We start from the raw sequence: 15109 nt of genomic DNA, 5'->3' as shown, positions 1-15109 counted from the left end.
ATCGAGCAAGCGGAGTCCTGGGGTGGGTTGTCTTGGAGTGACAAACCTCTATACCGGAACTCCGCTTCCTACTTTCTGATCAACACACCCTTGACGCCAGCCCGGACCGCCTAACTGAACGGCGTTGGATCTAGCCGAGAGACGCGAGCCAGCCCGGCGCGCACTCCTCGGCGGTGCGCGTCCAGGCCGCGGTTCCTCCTGCCAGGGGCCACGCTCGGGTACGGGCTTCGTATTGTTCGGCCTCGCGAAGGTCCGCCCCGAAGCGCTGTCCGAGAAGGGTCAGCGCCGGCGCGGTTCCCGGACTACGCCGGATGATTGCCTCGCGCTCCAGGTAGCGGTCGACGACCATGCGCGTGACCGTGGCGGCGTTGACCGGGTCCACGCGGGTGAGTTCGAGCCACGGCGGTTCGCGGTCCTCGGCGAGAGCGGCGGCCAGCCGGTCGTGCCCGTCCAGCACCACGTAGCCGCACAGGCAGCTGACCCACCAGACCAGCACCGGGGGCAGGCTGCCGTCCCGGGCCTGCTTGCGATAGGCCTTGACCCGGCCGTCCCCGGGGCCGGCCGGCGTGCGCAGCGGCAGCACCGGCCAGTCGCCCTCGTAGTCGGCGTAGCCCTCGTCCGCCGCGTACAGCTCCCACCGGAATCCGCGCAGCCGGGGCACGCGGGCACTCAGCAGCCATCGACCGGCGTGCAGTGGCCCGTACGCCGAATCGGAAAGCTCTGACCGGAAGTGATGCGCCCACCGTGCCCAGTCGGCGGCGAGGCCGGCCGCATGGGCGGCCCGCATGGGCGGGATCGGGGACCGGTAGCGCCCGGTGCGCACGTAGTCGACGCCGTAGTGGCCGTCGTCGACGCGGCCCAGAAGCACCGGTTCGTCGCCCTGCCGGATCATCAGGAGCCGGCTGCCGGCCACCTCGAACCGCAGCGGTGGGCGACCCGGTGCCGGCGCGACGTCGAATAGAAGGTCCACCCGGCCATGATGGACCGGGGTGCCCCGGCGCCGCGACGCGGCGCCGGGGCCGGGGCTCAGCGAACGTAGATGTTCGGCTGGGCCGGGGTGGTCATGCCGTCGCCGAGGAAGAAACTCGGGTGCGGCGGCTGGTTGTAGGCGGTGTTCTGCCACGCCAGCGCGACCCGGTACTGCGAGTCGTGGGCCAGCGTGTGGATCCGGCGGTCGGTGACGACGGGGGTGCTGTAGATGCGCAGCGCCGACGAGTCGGAGAGCCGCCAGACGATCTCCTCGCGCCAGTCGCCGAGGATGTCGCCGGAGATGGCCGGGGTCTGCTTGGTGCTGTTGTTGGAGGCGACGCCGGAGGCGGTGAGCAGGCGGGTGTCGGCGCTCGTGCCGTACTTGTCGACCCGGGTGGCGTCGACCAGCTCGCGGACCGGGTCGGCGTCCCACCAGGCCAGGAAGTTCGTCGACGACGGCTTGCGGCCGAGGTTGGCGCCGGTGGCGCCGGTCAGCCCGGACACCGACGACGACCAGGCCTCGGCGCCCGCGCTGCCGGCGTAGACGTCACCGGCCACGGCGCGGCCGTTGTCGCAGCCGCAGGTCGGGTGCGACCAGATGACCGCGCCGGTGCGCCCGTCGAGCATGGCGTCGGTCGGTTGTGAGGTGGATTCGGACGGCCGGTACACCTCGATGCCGGCCCGGGACGGGATCAGGTCGCCGACGTGCAGGGCGTCGCCGTGGCCGAGGCCGCTGCGCCACATCAGGGTGCCGTTGTCGTTGATCGCCGCGGCGCCGTAGATGATCTCGTCCTTGCCGTCGGCGTCGGTGTCGGCGATGGACAGCTGGTGGTTGCCCTGCCCGTACGCCCCGGTGTTGCTGGTCCCGGAGTCGTAGGTCCAGCGGCTGGTGAGGGTGCCGTTGCGGAAGTCCCAGGCGGCGATGACGGCCCGGGTGTAGTAGCCACGCGCCATGATCAGCGACGGGCGGGCGCCGTCGAGGTAGGCGGTGCCGGCCAGGAACCGGTCGACCCGGTTGCCGTACGAGTCGCCCCAGCTGCTCACGGTCCCGCGCGCCGGGGTGTAGTTGACGGTGGACAGCGCGGCGCCGGTCTGACCGCTGAACATGGTCAGGTACTCCGGCCCGGACAGGATGTAGCCGGACGAGTTGCGGTAGTCGGCGCCGGCCGAGCCGATGGTGACGCCGGTGCCGGAGACGGTGCCGTCGGCGGTCTTCATGGCGACCTCGGCCTTGCCGTCGCCGTCGTAGTCGTACACCTGGAACTGGGTGTAGTGCGCGCCGGCCCGGATGTTGCGGCCCAGGTCGATGCGCCACAGCCGGGTGCCCTGGAGGGTGTACGCGTCCACGTACACGTTGCCGGTGTACCCGGACTGCGAGTTGTCCTTGGCGTTGGACGGATCCCACTTCACGAAGATCTCGTAGTCGCCGTCGCCGTCCGCGTCACCGACCGAGGCGTCGTTGGCCGAGTAGGTGTAGGCGACGCCGTCCGGGGTGGTCCCGCCGGCCGGGACCTGGAGCCGCACGTCCAGGTAGCCGCTGCCGAAGGTCAGCGACGCCGGCGAGTCACCCTGCTCGGCGCCGTTGACGACGGCCCGGACCGTGTACGTGGCGGTGGCCGCCGCGCCGGCGTCAAGGTAGTTGGTGGAGTTCGTGATCGGCGTCGCGTTGACCTTGGTCCCGCCCCGGTAGAGGTTGAAGCCGGTGGCCGCCGGCTCGGTGCCGAGCAGCCGCCAGGACACCAGGTTGCCGGTGCCGGAGCGGACGCTGATCAGACCCCGGTCGAGGTCCTCCATCTGCCGGCCGGAGCCGGCGGGCGTGGTGGGCGTGGCGGTCGGCCCGGAGACGTGGTTGAACGACCACTGCATGCGGGCCACGTCCGAGCAGGTCTCCTGCACGATCGGGTTGTTGCCGGCGGTGGAGCCGTCCTTGTTGCTGATGCACAGCCCGCTGGCCACACTCTTGACCAGGAACTTGCCGGACGCCGCGGTCGACGCCGTGAACGTCCACAGCTGGTTGTTCTTGGTGGCGTCGCCGCAGCTGTACTGCTGTAGTTGGGTGCCGGACACGGTCGTCGAGCCGGGCACGTCGACGCACCGGGTGCTGTTGCCGTTGACCAGCTGGAACTGCCCGCTGTTCTGCTGCCTGGCGGTCCACTGCTGGTTGGTGGCGGCCACGTTGCAGGCAAGCTGGACGAGCAGCGCGCTGCTGGCGGTGGACGCGCCGGCCACGTCGGCGCACTTGCCGCTGGATCCGGAGGCCAGCGTGTAGACGCCGCCGGCGACCGGGGTCGTCGCCGCGGCCGCGGGGATCATGGAGACGGTCACGATGCCCGCCGGGACGGCGACCGCGAGCACGCCGGCCACGATCAGCCCCCGGCGTCGCCGCCGGGGTCGGGGTGAGGACATGGGGTTGCCTTTCGCCTGGGGATGCGGGGGATGGACGGGGGTCCACCGGCGTAGATGCCTCCGCCACCGGGCGATAACAGAAAATCTAGAGATTCAGGCAGATTCGTACGAGGGTGCCGCCCGGAACCGCGGTCGTGTAGACGGAATCGCAGACCCGCTCGACGATCGCCAGCCCGCGCCCCCGGATCGCCTCGGCCGACGGCATGGCGCGCCCGAACGGCCGGCCGGACCCCTGGTCGACGACGTCGCAGACCAGGCGGCCGTCCTCCACCCAGACCCGGATGTGGCCGCCGCCGCTGGTGTGCTGCAACGTGTTGGTGGTCAGCTCGCTGACGGCGAGGGTGAGCACGTCGAGCCGGGCCTCGGGCAGGCCGAGCGCCAGCGCCCGCTCGGTGACGAAGGCGCGGACGGCCCGCAGATCGTCGGGTACGTGGTACGACATCCCATCGACGGTCTCAGACATGACGGCGCTCTTCGGCCGGAGCGCGCAGCAGGGTGTCGAGGCCGGTGAGCTCGAGGACGGCGGCGACCGGGCCGGTGGCGTTGAGCACGTAGACCCGCCCGCCGGTCTGCTTGGCGGCGTGATGCGCGGTGACCAGGCTGTGCACGCCGCTGGAGTCGATGAAGGTGAGCCCCGCCATGTCGACGAACACGAGCCGGGCCTGGTTCACCGCGTCGAGCAGGACGGCGGTCAGCTGCTCGCGGGTCGCCAGGTCGCACTCCCCGGCGAGAGCCACGACGGCGCGGCCGTCGCCGGCGGATGTCCTCGCCTCGAAGTTCACCACCGGGTCATCATGTCACTCCATCAGCCGGAACGCTGCCACCCGGGCGGGTCACCGGAGCACCGGAGCCGTATCGACGAGGATCGCCAGCGCCCGGGCCAGACGGTCGATCCCCGCGGTCGGCGGGCCGCCCGGTTCGGCCATGTACTGGTCGCGGCGGATCTCCACCATCAGCGCGGAGACGGCCGGATCACGGTCGTAGTGCTTGAGCGGGACGTAGCAACCGGCGAACGGGCTGTTCAGGCCGGTGTCGCCGAACGCCGCCCGGGCCGCGGCCAGCAGCCGGTCCGGGGTGTGCAGCGGGTGGGTGCCCAGGCAGACCGGTGGGCGCGGGCCGTCGGCGTGCAGCTCGTACGGCAGCGGCGCCGTCGGATAGGAGTGCACGTCGAGGATCACCGCACGGCCGGTCGCGGCCAGGCGGTCGTCGACGAGGCCGGTCATCGCTTCGGCGTACGGATGGAAGTGCTCGTGAAGGAGTTCCGCGTCGCGCGAGGGGTCGTCGTCGCGCAACCGCCGGCCGGCGTGGCCGTGGGTGTAGACCGGCCCCATGCCGGCCCGGACCATCTCGTCGTCGGTGAACCGCTCGGGGTCGACGACCAGGCGGGACAGCCGGTTCATGAAGATCCACGGCCGCCAGGCCGCGGTTTCGGCGGCGCCGAGCGCGATCAGATCGGTGTGCGCGTCGGTGAGGTGGTCCAATTCCTCGGCGACAATGTCCGGATACAACCCTGATTCAATGATGTTCCGGGAGGAATGGGGTACGTGCAGGATCACCGGCGACGCGGAATCACCGGGCAGAACGTCGAAGGCCACCGCGCGAAGAATACGCGCGGTGGCCTTTCGGTGACGGTCAGGCCAGCTCGGAGCAGATCGTGTCGATCAGCAGGCGGGTGACCACGTACGGGTCCACGTTCGCGTTCGGGCGACGGTCCTCGATGTAGCCCTTGCCGTCCTTCTCGACCTGCCACGGGATGCGCACCGACGCGCCGCGGTCGGAGACGCCGTAGCTGTACTCGGTCCACGGGGCGGTCTCGTGCAGGCCGGTGAGGCGCTGGTCGATGCCGGCGCCGTAGCCGTCCACGTGCTCCTGGCGCTTCTTGCCCAGCGCCTCGGCGCCCGCGATGATCGCGTCGTAGCCCTCGCGCATGGCCTTGGTGGAGAAGTTGGTGTGCGCGCCGGCGCCGTTCCAGTCGCCCTTGACCGGCTTCGGGTCGAGGGTGGCGGAGACGCCGTGCTTCTCGGCGATGCGGTAGAGCAGCCAGCGGGCGACCCACAGCTCGTCGGCGACCAGCGGCGCGGCGACCGGGCCGATCTGGAACTCCCACTGACCCGGCATGACCTCGGCGTTGATGCCGGACAGGTGCAGGCCCGCGGCGAGCACCGCGTCCATGTGCTCCTCGACGATCTCACGGCCGAAGACCTCGTCCGCGCCGACGCCGCAGTAGTAACCACCCTGCGGGGCGGGGTAGCCGCCGCCGACCGGGAAGCCGAGCGGGCGGCCGTCCTTGAAGAAGGTGTACTCCTGCTCGATGCCGAAGATCGACTCCTGGTCGGCGTACTTCTCGGCGACCGCGCGCAGCGGGGCGCGGGTGTTGGTGGGGTGCGGGGTGCCGTCGATCAGCTCGACCTCGCACAGCACGATGATGTTGTCGCCGCCACGGATCGGGTCCGGGCAGACGAAGACCGGCTGGAGGACACAGTCGGACTTGTCGCCGGGCGCCTGGTTGGTGCTCGAACCGTCGAAGCCCCAGATACCGGGCTTCTCGCCGTCGGCCAGGATCTTGGTCTTGGAACGCAGCTTGGCGGTGGGCTGGGTTCCGTCGACCCACAGGTACTCGGCCTTGACAGCCATGGTTCTTTTCTCCTCAAATCGGGGTACTCGGGGCGTACTCCGCTTAGCCTGGCTTAAGCTGATAAACACTCACTAAACCCAGACCCAGCGCCAGGACTCTAACCCCCTTAGATCAACTCCACGTTTCCGTTCCCGCACCTCGGAAGCGTGATCCCGGTAACTTTGAACGGTGGTGAGGCGCGAACTCGGCTATCTGGTCCTCCAGGCCGGCCGCCTCGTGCAGAGCGCCGTGGACGATGTGGCCGACGAGTTCGAGATGCCCTCCCTGGATCTGCTCGCCCTCTACGTGCTCGGGCAGCACGAGGGCATGACCGGCCGGGCGCTGGCCCGCATGCTCCACGTTCAGCAGTCCTCGATCACCCCGCTCGCCGACCGTCTCGAGTCGGCCGGGCTGATCGAGCGCGAACGCGACGAGACCGACCGGCGGCGGGTCTGGCTCTGTCCCACCCCCGCCGGTCACGAACTGGCCGGCCGGGCCGCCACCGCGGTCCAGGCCGTCAACTCGGGGGCGTTCGCACCGCTCTCCCCCGGCGCCGCCACCGCACTGGCCGCCCTGCTCGGCGAGGTCGTCGAACCCTGGATCACCGGCATCGTGACCAGCGGCGGGAAGGCCACCCTCACCGGCGACGGGAAGGTCACCAGAAACGGGCCCGGCTGAGCAGCGCCGCCCGGGCCCCGGCGATGTGCGGCTCGTCCCGGGTCGCCGCGCGGGTGGCCAGGTAGAGCGTGTTGATCGGCGGATCCTCGGTGGGCAGGATCTCGGTCAGCGTGCCGTCGGTGAGGTCGTCGGCCACCAGGTAGCGGGGCAGCACGGTGGCGCCGATCCCGGCGACCGCCGCCGCGCGCAGCGCCCGCAGATCCGGAACGACCAGGACCGCCCGCCGGGGCGGTGGCCCGCCGAGGACGTGCCGCCACCAGCGGCGCACGATCGGCAGCTCCTCGGCGTAGGCCAGCAGCGGCAGCTCGTGCACGTCGGCGCGGTCCCGGGCGCTCAGGAACATCGGCGCCGCGACCAGCGTGAACTCCTCGTCGTACAGGGGTTCGGCGTGGATGCCCGCACGGCGCGGGCGGACCGCGCTGACCACCAGGTCGAGCCGCCCGTCGGACAGCTCGGCCAGCAGGTCGTCGGCCAGCCCGAGCCGGACCCGGACGCTCACCCCGGCCTCGACCGTGCCGGCCAGCGACGGCAGCACCCGGGCCGTCATCAGCTCGGCCGGCCCGCCCAGGTGCAGGGTCCGCCCGGCCGGGCCGGGCGTGCCGAGCAGCCCGCCGACCACTCCGGCCAGCGCGTCCATCGGCCCGTCCAGCCGGCGGGCCAGGTCGTCGGCGGCGGCGGTCGGGGTGACCCCGCGAGCCCCGCGCACGAACAGCGGCTGCCCGATCCGCGACTCCAGGCCGCGCAGTTGCGCCGTCACGGTCGGCTGGGACAGCCCGAGACTCTCGGCCGCCCGGGTCAGCGTGCCCGCCCGGTAGACCGCCAGGAACGTGTGCAACAGATCCAGCATCCCATCAGTATTCCTATGGCTGCCAAAACTGATTCTCTTGGTTTCCGATGGCTGTAACGAGGCATGGTGTGGGACATGACCGCAACGAACAAGATCCTCATCGGCCTGACCAGTCACGGCGACCTGGGCGGGCTCCGCTCCACCGGCTACTACCTGCCCGAGGCGGCACACCCGTGGCGGGTCTTCACCGAGGCCGGGTACACCGTCGAGTTCGCCTCGGTGGCCGGCGGCGAACCGCCGGTGGACGGCGCCGACCTGTCCGACCCGGTGCAGCGCGACTTCACCGAGCGGGTCGACCTGACGGCCACCCCGCGGTTCGCCGACGTCGACCCGGCCGGCTACGACGCCGTCCTGTTCGCCGGCGGGCACGGGGCCATGTGGGACTTCCCCACCGACCAGGCCCTGTCCGCCTTCGCCCGCGACCTGTACGAACGGGGCGGCGTGGTGGCCGCCGTCTGCCACGGCCCGGCCGCCCTGGTCGGCCTCACCCTCTCCGACGGCACCCCGCTGGTCGCCGGGAAGAACATCGCGGCGTTCACCGACGCCGAGGAGATCGCGGTGGGCCTCACCGAGGTGGTCCCGTTCCCACTGCAGAGCCGCCTCGAGGAGCTCGGCGCGAACCACACCGGCGCCGCCGACTGGCAGCCGCACGTCGTCACCGACGGCCGCCTGGTCACCGGCCAGAACCCGGCCTCGTCGACCGGTGTGGCCGAAGCCGTGCTCACGGTATTGAAGAACTGAACCGGACCCACCACGATCAGGGGAGGAAGCACAGGGAGGCGGCGCCGTGGCCACTCAGAGGATCGTCGTGGGCTATGACGGGTCGTGCGACGCGCGCAAGGCCGCCCGCTGGGCGCTGGACGAGGCCGAGCGCACCGATGCCACGGTGGAGCTGCTGTACGCCTACGAGTGGCCCAGCTACGTCCCCGCCGCCGCGATGATGCCGGCCGCCGCCGTCTACCCCGACACCGACGACGCGGTCGGCGAGATGCTGGCCCGGGCGATCGAGGCCGCCGCCGTCACCCATCCCGGCGTCCGGCTCCGCACCAGGGTCGAGCACGGCACCGCGGCGGTGGCCCTGGCGCAGCGCAGCGCCGAGGCCGCCCTCGTGGTGGTCGGCGGGCCCCGCCACTCGGCCGTCCGGGCGCTGCTCGGCTCCACCAGCGCCTCGGTCGGCACGCACGCCCGGTGCCCGGTCGTGGTGGTCCGCGGTGAACCACGGGACACCGACCCGGTGGTGGCCGGGGTGGACGACTCCCCCTCCGCCGGCCCGGTCCTCGGGTTCGCCTTCGAGCAGGCCGCGGTCCGGGGCGTCGGAGTGCGCGCGGTGCACGGCTGGCCGGTGCCGGCCGGCCGTGACCTGCTCTCCGACGCCAACCTGTACGCGGTGGCCACCGAGCGCCGCCGGTTGCAGGCGGTGGTGGACTGCTGGCGGCGCCGCTTCCCGGGCGTGCCGGTGAGCACCGAGGTCCTGGTCGGCGCCCCGGGCGAGGTGCTGGCCGGGGCGGCCGCCTGCGCACAGCTGGTGGTGGCCGGGGCCCGGGTGCGCCGGGCCCTGCGGGTGGCGCTGCGCCCGTCGGTGGGCCGCCATCTGCTGCATCGCGCCAGGTGCAGCATCGCCCTCGTACACGGCGCCCGCTGAAAAAGACCGCAACCACCCACTCACGCCCGGCGGGCGCGGCACGGTCCGTACCACCCACCCGCCTCGCGGGTCGCCCACGGCGGAGCGGGTAGGCGTACGAAATAGGGGTTTTTCAGTCGTCGAGGGGAAGCAGGCGCTGGACCCGGCGCAGGAGCTCGGCCGGGGAGAAGGGTTTGACCAGGTAGTCCTCGGCGCCGACGATGTGCCCGAGGTCGACGTCGGCCGGCGCGCCGCGGCTGCTGACGATGATCACCGGGATGTCCGCGGTCTGCGGCGACGAGTGCAGCTCGTAGCAGAAGCCGAGCCCGTCGAGCCACGGCATGGAGATGTCGAGCAGAACCAGGTGTGGTCGCTCGTTGACGGCGAGGGCCATCGCGGTGCGGCCGTCGCCGGCCTCCAGGGTGTGGTACCCGGCGGCTCGCAGCTTGACGGCGATCAGGTCGCGGATGTCCTCGTCGTCGTCGGCGATGAGGACGGTGGGCGGATGGAGGGCGGCGGACCAGTCCTCGACGGCCCACGGCATGCCCGCGTCGCTGAACGTGAGTTCCGTGGTCGTGGGTTGTGGCATGTCTCCTCCTATCGCTGGGACCAGTCCGATCGGCGGCGGACGGCCGGATCGACGGACAACCGGCGTTGCGGAACGGGAGCGGGTGGGCCGGTGGTGCGATCCCCGGAGCCAGCGGTTAGGTTAGGGTTACCTTAAAGACGCGGGAGGCTTCCGTGACCCAGACCGTCGTGCCCACCGAGGCGCCCCCGTTCCGGTTCTTCCCGGCCCGGGTCGCCCGGCTGACCCGGCTGAGCCCGAACTTCCTGCGGGTGACGTTCACCGGCGACGACCTGGACCGGTTCGCCGACAACGGCTGGGACCAGCGGATCAAGCTGATCCCGCCGCTGCCCGGGAGCGGTCACGAGCACCTGCCGACCGGTCTCGACTGGTACACGCGGTGGCGCGACCTGCCGGAGGAGCAGCGCAACCCGATCCGGACGTACACGGTCCGCGCCGTCCGCGCCGCCGAGCGCGAGATCGACGTCGACATGGTGCTGCACGGGGTGAACGGCCCGGCCTCCCGCTGGGCGGTCGACGCGGTCCCCGGCTCGACCATGATGATCATGGGCCCGAACGCCGACTTCCCGGGCGTGGCCGGCGGCATCGACTTCCATCCGCCGGCCGCCACCCGGCGGATCCTGCTGGTCGGCGACGAGACCGCGACCCCGGCGATCTGCTCGATCCTGTCCGCACTGCCGGCCGGCGCGGTCGGTGAGGCGCTGCTGGAGGTGCCGGCGGCGGGCGACCACCTGGAGGTCTCCGCGCCGGCCGGGTTCACGGTGACCTGGCTGCCCCGCGACGGCGAGGCGCACGGGGTGAAGCTGATCCCGGCGGTGCGCGAGGCCGCCGCCCGGCTGCTCGCCGACTGCACAGCGCCGTCCGCCCCGGCCGAGCTGGAGGACGTGGACGTGGACCACGACATGCTGTGGGAGGTGCCGGAGGAGTCCACGGCCACGCCGGACGGCTTCTACGCCTGGCTGGCCGGCGAGGCCGCGGTGATCAAGACGTTGCGCCGGCACCTCGTGTCGGAGTGCGGGGTGGACCGGCGCGCCGTCGCGTTCATGGGCTACTGGCGGCTGGGCCGCCCGGAGAACTGATGAAGAATCGACACTCCCCTGTGCCCTTGATCTGACAGCCGTCGTGTCGGGTGGATGCCACGCTCTTCAGACGTGACCTCCCATATACGAGCCGAGCTGCGCCGGACCGGCGGATTCACGGACCGCTCACTGCGCGTGGTGCTCGACTCCGCGACCCTCCCCCTCGACCAGGCCCGCGAGCTGCGCCGCCTCATCCAGGACCTGGACCTGACCCGGGTGGGCGCGGAGATCGGCGCGGCCTGCCGGGCCGACCTGACCCGATACCAGCTGGCCGTCGAATGCGGCGGGCGGCACTGGCGCGCGACCGTGGCCGAGCCCACGGTCCCCGCGGAACTGCGCCCCCTCCTGCGGTTCCTCACCCGTGCCGCCCGCGCCCCCGTCACCACCGGTGCGGACCCGGGCGCCCCGCCTCGGTGACGAAGGGTGAAGGCGGCACCGCGATCCGCAGGTCCGGCCCGAACGTGCCGCTCGCGGGGGCGGTCCGGGTCCGGTCCACCTGCGAGATGCGGGATGACACGACGGGCAAATGGGGGCGAGCAGTCTCTTGATCCCATACGACACCGGGCGAAACGGAATGCTCATACCGGGCAACGGGCCGCGACTTCGGGGTTGAATCGACGACGAGATTCTCGCCATATCCCCAGCCGGACAGCGCTCACCGGCCGTAACAACGAGACGGAAATCGCCGGAATGATCGAGGCGGGAAGTGATCGATCGGTGGAAGAATCTCCGGCTTGAGATCCGAGAAACGGGGAGGGACTGCCGCGATGACGACCTACGGACGATCCGCGCGACTATTGCGCCGATACGGTCCATGGACACTGGTGGTGACGACGGCGGCAATCGCTGCCGCCTACGGTCTGAACCAGTCGGCGCCATCCGGCTACGAGTCCGAGGCGACGGTCCTGGTCGAGGCCCGCCTCACCGCCGCGGCCCCGGCGACCGTGGGCCCGAGCGCCGCACCGACCACCGCACCCATCCTCACACCGGTGACCCCGGACGTCGGCACGGAGCGTGCGGTCGCGCTCTCCGACGCGGTCGTGCTCCCGGCCGCGGCCCGGGTCGGCGCCGACAAGGCGTCCTTCCTGGAGGACCTCACCATCGAGGTCACCCCGGACGCGAACGTGCTCCGCCTCGTCTACACCGCGGACAACCGCTTCAGCGCCCGGATCCGCGCTCGGGCCATCGTCGAGGCGTACGTGAACTACCGCGCCACCGGCCCGACCCGCGCGACCGTGCTCAGCGAGCCCAGCCTCCCGGACGACCCGGTGACCCGCCCGCTCGGCCCCGACCTGGCCGCCGGCCTCGCTGCCGGTCTGCTGCTCGGCGCCGGCACCGCGCTGCTGCGCTCCCGCACCCGTGGCCTGATCCGCGGCCGCGACGACTACGAGCGGCTCACCGGCGTGCCGGTGCTGGCCACCGTGCCCCGCTACAAGCGCCCGGCCGGCACCACGATCGGCGCCCCGGTGGTGCTGCGCGATCCCACCTCGCCGGCCGCCGAGTCGTACCGTTACCTGCGCACCCGCCTGCAGCCGTCACTGCGGCCGTCACTGCTGCCGGCCATCGCCACCACCGTCCTGGTGACCAGCCCCGGCGACCGGCAGGGCCGGACCACCACGGCCGCCAACCTGGCCGTCACCCTGGCCCAGGCCGGCCGCTCGGTGATCCTGGTCGACGCCGACCTGCGCCACCCGCAACTGCACCACGTCTTCGGGATCTCCGGCGAGTACGGCCTGACCACCCTGCTCGACGGCGAGGCGGGAGTCGAGGAGGTCCTCGAGGAGACGGCCGTGCCCGGTCTGCACGTCATCCCGGCCGGCCGGCGTGAGGAGGGCGAGCACGTCGACCTGCTCGACAGTGGGCAGCTCGCCCGGGTGCTGCACGCCGTCCAGAAGCACGCCGACGTGATCGTCCTCGACTCGACGGCGGTGCTCAGCGCCTCCGACGCGATCGCCCTCGCCGCGCTCAGCGACCACATCCTGCTGGTCGGCGACTTCGCCCGGACCAGCCGGGAGTCGGTCCGCCGGGCCCTGGACGAACTGGCCGAGGTGGTGCACGACAACGTCAGCCCGGTGCTGGTCAACGTGCCGAAGAGCGCCGGCGCCCTGGTGCCGCACGCGCGTACCCAGCCGACCGGGATCGCGCCGCACCATGAGCCGCTGACCCGCGACCGGCTGGTCTCGGACGCCGACGACGTGGCGCCGCCCGGGGTGACCCAGCATGCGTACGTGGAGGTCGCCGAGGAGGACGACGAGGACGCCGAGGCGATGGCCGAGTACTTCGCCCGGACCACCACCGTCGCGGTCCCGGTGATCTACGGCTCCGCCAACACCGCCACCGTCTACGCCTCGTCGACGGCCGCCGTCGATGAGGACCCCTCCCCTTCGGAGGATCCGGCCGACTCCCCGGACGCCGCCGCTGAACCGGAGGAACCTGCCGAAGCTCGCAGCTGACCCCCGGTTGTGTCGGTTCTCGGACAACGCCGGACGTACTGTCCGATTAGCGTCGGTCCTGGAGCGTGAACCCATGTTGGTTTCCGGTTTCGACGGGGCAACCCATCCAGAAGCCGAGCCGAGGCGAATCTCCATCGGGCACATGTCCAAAGAGAGGTGAGCGATGACCACGAACCAGATCACGTACGGTGACGCGCCCGAGAGCGTCGACTCCATCTCCGGGAACGGCTCCGCCGACTCCCCCTCCCGCACCCGTCAGGCCGTCACCACGGCCCGGACCAAGGCGACCGCCGCCGGCCAGGTGGCCCGCCGGAATCCGAAGTCGACGACGGCCACCGTTCTCGCGCTGGCCGGCGCGGCGGCGGCCGCCGTCTTCCTGCACCGGCGCCGTGCCGCGAAGGCGGCCGGAGCCCGGGGCCGGTTGGCCTCGCTGCTGCACCGCTGACCGGCACTGCACCGCTGAGCGAAAAGACGCCACCGCCCACGTTCGGACGGTGGCGTCTTCGCGTCTACCGCTCGCCGGTGATGTACCCGGCCAGCTCACTCCGCTCGGTCTCCAACTCGTCGATCCGGTTCTTGACCACGTCCCCGATGCTGACCACCCCGCGCAGCACCCCGTCCACCACCACCGGAACATGCCGGAACCGCCGCTCGGTCATCAACCGCTCGACGTCCTCCAACCGCGCGTCCGGCGTCACCGTCCGCACCTGTGCGGTCGCGATCGCACTCACCGGCTCCGTCAGCACGGTCGCCCCACGAGCCGCGAGGGCCCGCACCACGTCCCGCTCACTGACGATGCCGTCGACCACCACACCATCTCGCGACACCACCGCCGCCCCGATCCGGTGCTCCGCCAGAACGCTCAACAGCCGTTCGGTCGTAGCATCCGGATTCACCGTGACGACCTGTCCACCCTTCACCCGGAGAATGTCACTGATCCGCATCGCCCCTCCTTCATGGTCGGCTTACGTACCCCCTTCTATGCCGAAAACAGCACGCTCCTGTCAAGAAGGACCTTTTCGGGGTACGCCCACAACGCCGCCACCTAGTAGCAGGCTTCGCCTCTCATCTCCAGGTCGATGCGGTCCACCAGGTCCTGCTGCACCCGGATGTCGTAGGTGGCGTCCCTGTTACCAGGCACATCGACTTCGCCATACGCGAACTCCGCATTTCCACCAAAAACCATCGCGAAGTCAGGGTACGCCTCCAGCACCTCGGCGTAGCTGCTGTTGAACCCGATGCCCTCCACGGTCTTGGTCCCCAGGAGGCGCTGATGGCGACCAGGCCGAGACCGCCCTTGAAGTGGAGCTGCGCACTGCCGGCGCCGGTCGTGAGCCAGTAGTCTCCGCTGCAACCGTCGCCGGTCTTCCCGATCCTGGAAACCGCTTCGGTCGCGAGAGCCTGCTTCAGGGTCATGCCACGTTTCAGGGGACCCGCCCCGTCCGGCCCGAGCACAAGATCCAGCGGTGTCGGCTTGCTGCTGCCGGCCTGGTACGCGACGGTCCCACCACGGAAGGCGACGCCGTACCGTATTCACGGGACAAAAAGAAAGGCCCACCCCGTATGGGGTGGGCCTTTCTATCACGTTGAGTCCGGCGGCGTCCTACTCTCCCACACCCTCCCGAGTGCAGTACCATCGGCGCTGAAGGGCTTAGCTACCGGGTTCGGAATGTAACCGGGCGTTTCCCCTCCGCTATGACCACCGAAACAGCCATCAGCGTGCGATACAACCAGCAACCGTCGAAAGTTTTCACTCCCACGGGTGGTTGTTCGTTTGCTGTGAATCACACAGTGGACGCAAGCAGAAAATTTAGGGTGGTTAAGCCCTCGGCCTATTAGTACCGGTCAACTCAACA

Annotated in this window: 17 protein-coding genes and 1 rRNA gene; 7 read left to right on the top strand and 11 right to left on the bottom strand. The window is 71.1% G+C overall.

The features are described 5' to 3' along the window. Nucleotides 1–130: 130 nt before the first annotated feature. From KZ829_RS42380 to glnII, 6 genes are all read right to left on the bottom strand, one after another. Nucleotides 131–970 carry a hypothetical protein gene (locus KZ829_RS42380; RefSeq protein ID WP_220149484.1) on the bottom strand — a complete coding sequence of 280 codons (840 nt, stop codon included), beginning with the start codon at nt 968–970 and terminating at the stop codon, nt 131–133. 56 nt (nt 971–1026) lie between these two features. Next, on the bottom strand, nt 1027–3375 hold the full coding sequence (locus KZ829_RS42375) for a rhamnogalacturonan lyase family protein (RefSeq protein WP_220149483.1): 2349 nt from the start codon (nt 3373–3375) through the stop codon (nt 1027–1029). An 85-nt stretch (nt 3376–3460) separates the two neighbouring features. After that, a complete protein-coding gene (locus tag KZ829_RS42370) occupies nt 3461–3838 on the bottom strand; it encodes an ATP-binding protein (RefSeq protein WP_220149482.1) in 378 nt (125 codons plus the stop codon). After that, nucleotides 3831–4160 (bottom strand): STAS domain-containing protein, encoded by a 330-nt coding sequence (locus tag KZ829_RS42365; protein ID WP_220149481.1) that lies wholly within the window; start codon nt 4158–4160, stop codon nt 3831–3833. The genes KZ829_RS42370 and KZ829_RS42365 overlap by 8 nt, the downstream gene beginning before the upstream one ends. Nucleotides 4161–4208: 48 nt before the next feature. After that, complete coding sequence (locus tag KZ829_RS42360; RefSeq protein ID WP_220149480.1) at nt 4209–4970, bottom strand: N-formylglutamate amidohydrolase; 762 nt, start codon at nt 4968–4970, stop codon at nt 4209–4211. A 37-nt stretch (nt 4971–5007) separates the two neighbouring features. Further along, nucleotides 5008–6009, bottom strand: a complete 1002-nt coding sequence (gene glnII / locus KZ829_RS42355; protein WP_220149479.1) for a glutamine synthetase — start codon at nt 6007–6009, stop codon at nt 5008–5010. 169 nt (nt 6010–6178) lie between these two features. On the opposite strand from glnII, the gene KZ829_RS42350 reads away from it, so the two are divergent. Then, nucleotides 6179–6667: a MarR family winged helix-turn-helix transcriptional regulator gene (locus KZ829_RS42350; protein WP_220149478.1), complete on the top strand. Its 489-nt coding sequence runs from the start codon at nt 6179–6181 to the stop codon at nt 6665–6667. On the opposite strand, the gene KZ829_RS42345 is transcribed toward KZ829_RS42350, so the two are convergent. Next, on the bottom strand, nt 6645–7514 hold the full coding sequence (locus KZ829_RS42345) for a LysR family transcriptional regulator (protein WP_220149477.1): 870 nt from the start codon (nt 7512–7514) through the stop codon (nt 6645–6647). The genes KZ829_RS42350 and KZ829_RS42345 overlap by 23 nt on opposite strands. Nucleotides 7515–7589: 75 nt before the next feature. Here KZ829_RS42345 and KZ829_RS42340 point away from each other — a divergent pair, with 75 nt between their 5' ends. Together KZ829_RS42340 and KZ829_RS42335 are read left to right on the top strand one after the other, a co-directional pair. Continuing rightward, the gene (locus KZ829_RS42340; protein ID WP_220149476.1) at nt 7590–8255 is read left to right on the top strand and encodes a type 1 glutamine amidotransferase domain-containing protein; all 666 of its coding nucleotides are present in this window, start codon (nt 7590–7592) and stop codon (nt 8253–8255) included. Between the two features lie 46 nt (nt 8256–8301). Beyond that, a complete protein-coding gene (locus KZ829_RS42335; RefSeq protein ID WP_220149475.1) occupies nt 8302–9156 on the top strand; it encodes a universal stress protein in 855 nt (284 codons plus the stop codon). 112 nt (nt 9157–9268) lie between these two features. On the opposite strand, the gene KZ829_RS42330 is transcribed toward KZ829_RS42335, so the two are convergent. Beyond that, the gene (locus tag KZ829_RS42330) at nt 9269–9724 is read right to left on the bottom strand and encodes a response regulator transcription factor (RefSeq protein ID WP_220149474.1); all 456 of its coding nucleotides are present in this window, start codon (nt 9722–9724) and stop codon (nt 9269–9271) included. A gap of 152 nt (nt 9725–9876) precedes the next feature. On the opposite strand from KZ829_RS42330, the gene KZ829_RS42325 reads away from it, so the two are divergent. From KZ829_RS42325 to KZ829_RS42310, 4 genes are all read left to right on the top strand, one after another. Next, complete coding sequence (locus KZ829_RS42325; RefSeq protein WP_220149473.1) at nt 9877–10800, top strand: siderophore-interacting protein; 924 nt, start codon at nt 9877–9879, stop codon at nt 10798–10800. 72 nt (nt 10801–10872) lie between these two features. Then, nucleotides 10873–11217 (top strand): protealysin inhibitor emfourin, encoded by a 345-nt coding sequence (locus KZ829_RS42320; RefSeq protein ID WP_220149472.1) that lies wholly within the window; start codon nt 10873–10875, stop codon nt 11215–11217. A gap of 410 nt (nt 11218–11627) precedes the next feature. Further along, on the top strand, nt 11628–13253 hold the full coding sequence (locus KZ829_RS42315; protein ID WP_220149471.1) for a polysaccharide biosynthesis tyrosine autokinase: 1626 nt from the start codon (nt 11628–11630) through the stop codon (nt 13251–13253). A gap of 163 nt (nt 13254–13416) precedes the next feature. After that, nucleotides 13417–13698: a hypothetical protein gene (locus KZ829_RS42310; RefSeq protein ID WP_183222031.1), complete on the top strand. Its 282-nt coding sequence runs from the start codon at nt 13417–13419 to the stop codon at nt 13696–13698. A 64-nt stretch (nt 13699–13762) separates the two neighbouring features. Here KZ829_RS42310 and KZ829_RS42305 read toward each other — a convergent pair whose 3' ends face one another. The 3 genes from KZ829_RS42305 to rrf form a co-directional block, all read right to left on the bottom strand. Continuing rightward, nucleotides 13763–14197, bottom strand: a complete 435-nt coding sequence (locus tag KZ829_RS42305) for a CBS domain-containing protein (RefSeq protein ID WP_220149470.1) — start codon at nt 14195–14197, stop codon at nt 13763–13765. 101 nt (nt 14198–14298) lie between these two features. Further along, nucleotides 14299–14502 carry a hypothetical protein gene (locus tag KZ829_RS42300; RefSeq protein WP_220149469.1) on the bottom strand — a complete coding sequence of 68 codons (204 nt, stop codon included), beginning with the start codon at nt 14500–14502 and terminating at the stop codon, nt 14299–14301. Nucleotides 14503–14843: 341 nt separating this feature from the next. Next, nucleotides 14844–14960 (bottom strand): 5S ribosomal RNA (gene rrf, locus KZ829_RS42295). Between the last annotated feature and the right edge of the window lie 149 nt (nt 14961–15109).

Origin of the sequence: Actinoplanes hulinensis, from assembly GCF_019429605.1 — a bacterium.
Classification (GTDB): Bacteria; Actinomycetota; Actinomycetes; order Mycobacteriales; family Micromonosporaceae; genus Actinoplanes; species Actinoplanes campanulatus.
This window is presented reverse-complemented; position numbering and strand designations above follow the sequence as displayed.

Coding starts and splice junctions, on each gene's coding strand:
- KZ829_RS42310 (WP_183222031.1), top strand. CDS start 13,417: ATGACCACGAACCAGATCACGTACGGTGACGCGCCCGAGAGCGTCGAC.
- KZ829_RS42345 (WP_220149477.1), bottom strand. CDS start 7,514: ATGCTGGATCTGTTGCACACGTTCCTGGCGGTCTACCGGGCGGGCACG.
- KZ829_RS42370 (WP_220149482.1), bottom strand. CDS start 3,838: ATGTCTGAGACCGTCGATGGGATGTCGTACCACGTACCCGACGATCTG.
- KZ829_RS42330 (WP_220149474.1), bottom strand. CDS start 9,724: ATGCCACAACCCACGACCACGGAACTCACGTTCAGCGACGCGGGCATG.
- KZ829_RS42340 (WP_220149476.1), top strand. CDS start 7,590: ATGACCGCAACGAACAAGATCCTCATCGGCCTGACCAGTCACGGCGAC.
- KZ829_RS42305 (WP_220149470.1), bottom strand. CDS start 14,197: ATGCGGATCAGTGACATTCTCCGGGTGAAGGGTGGACAGGTCGTCACG.
- glnII (WP_220149479.1), bottom strand. CDS start 6,009: ATGGCTGTCAAGGCCGAGTACCTGTGGGTCGACGGAACCCAGCCCACC.
- KZ829_RS42375 (WP_220149483.1), bottom strand. CDS start 3,375: ATGTCCTCACCCCGACCCCGGCGGCGACGCCGGGGGCTGATCGTGGCC.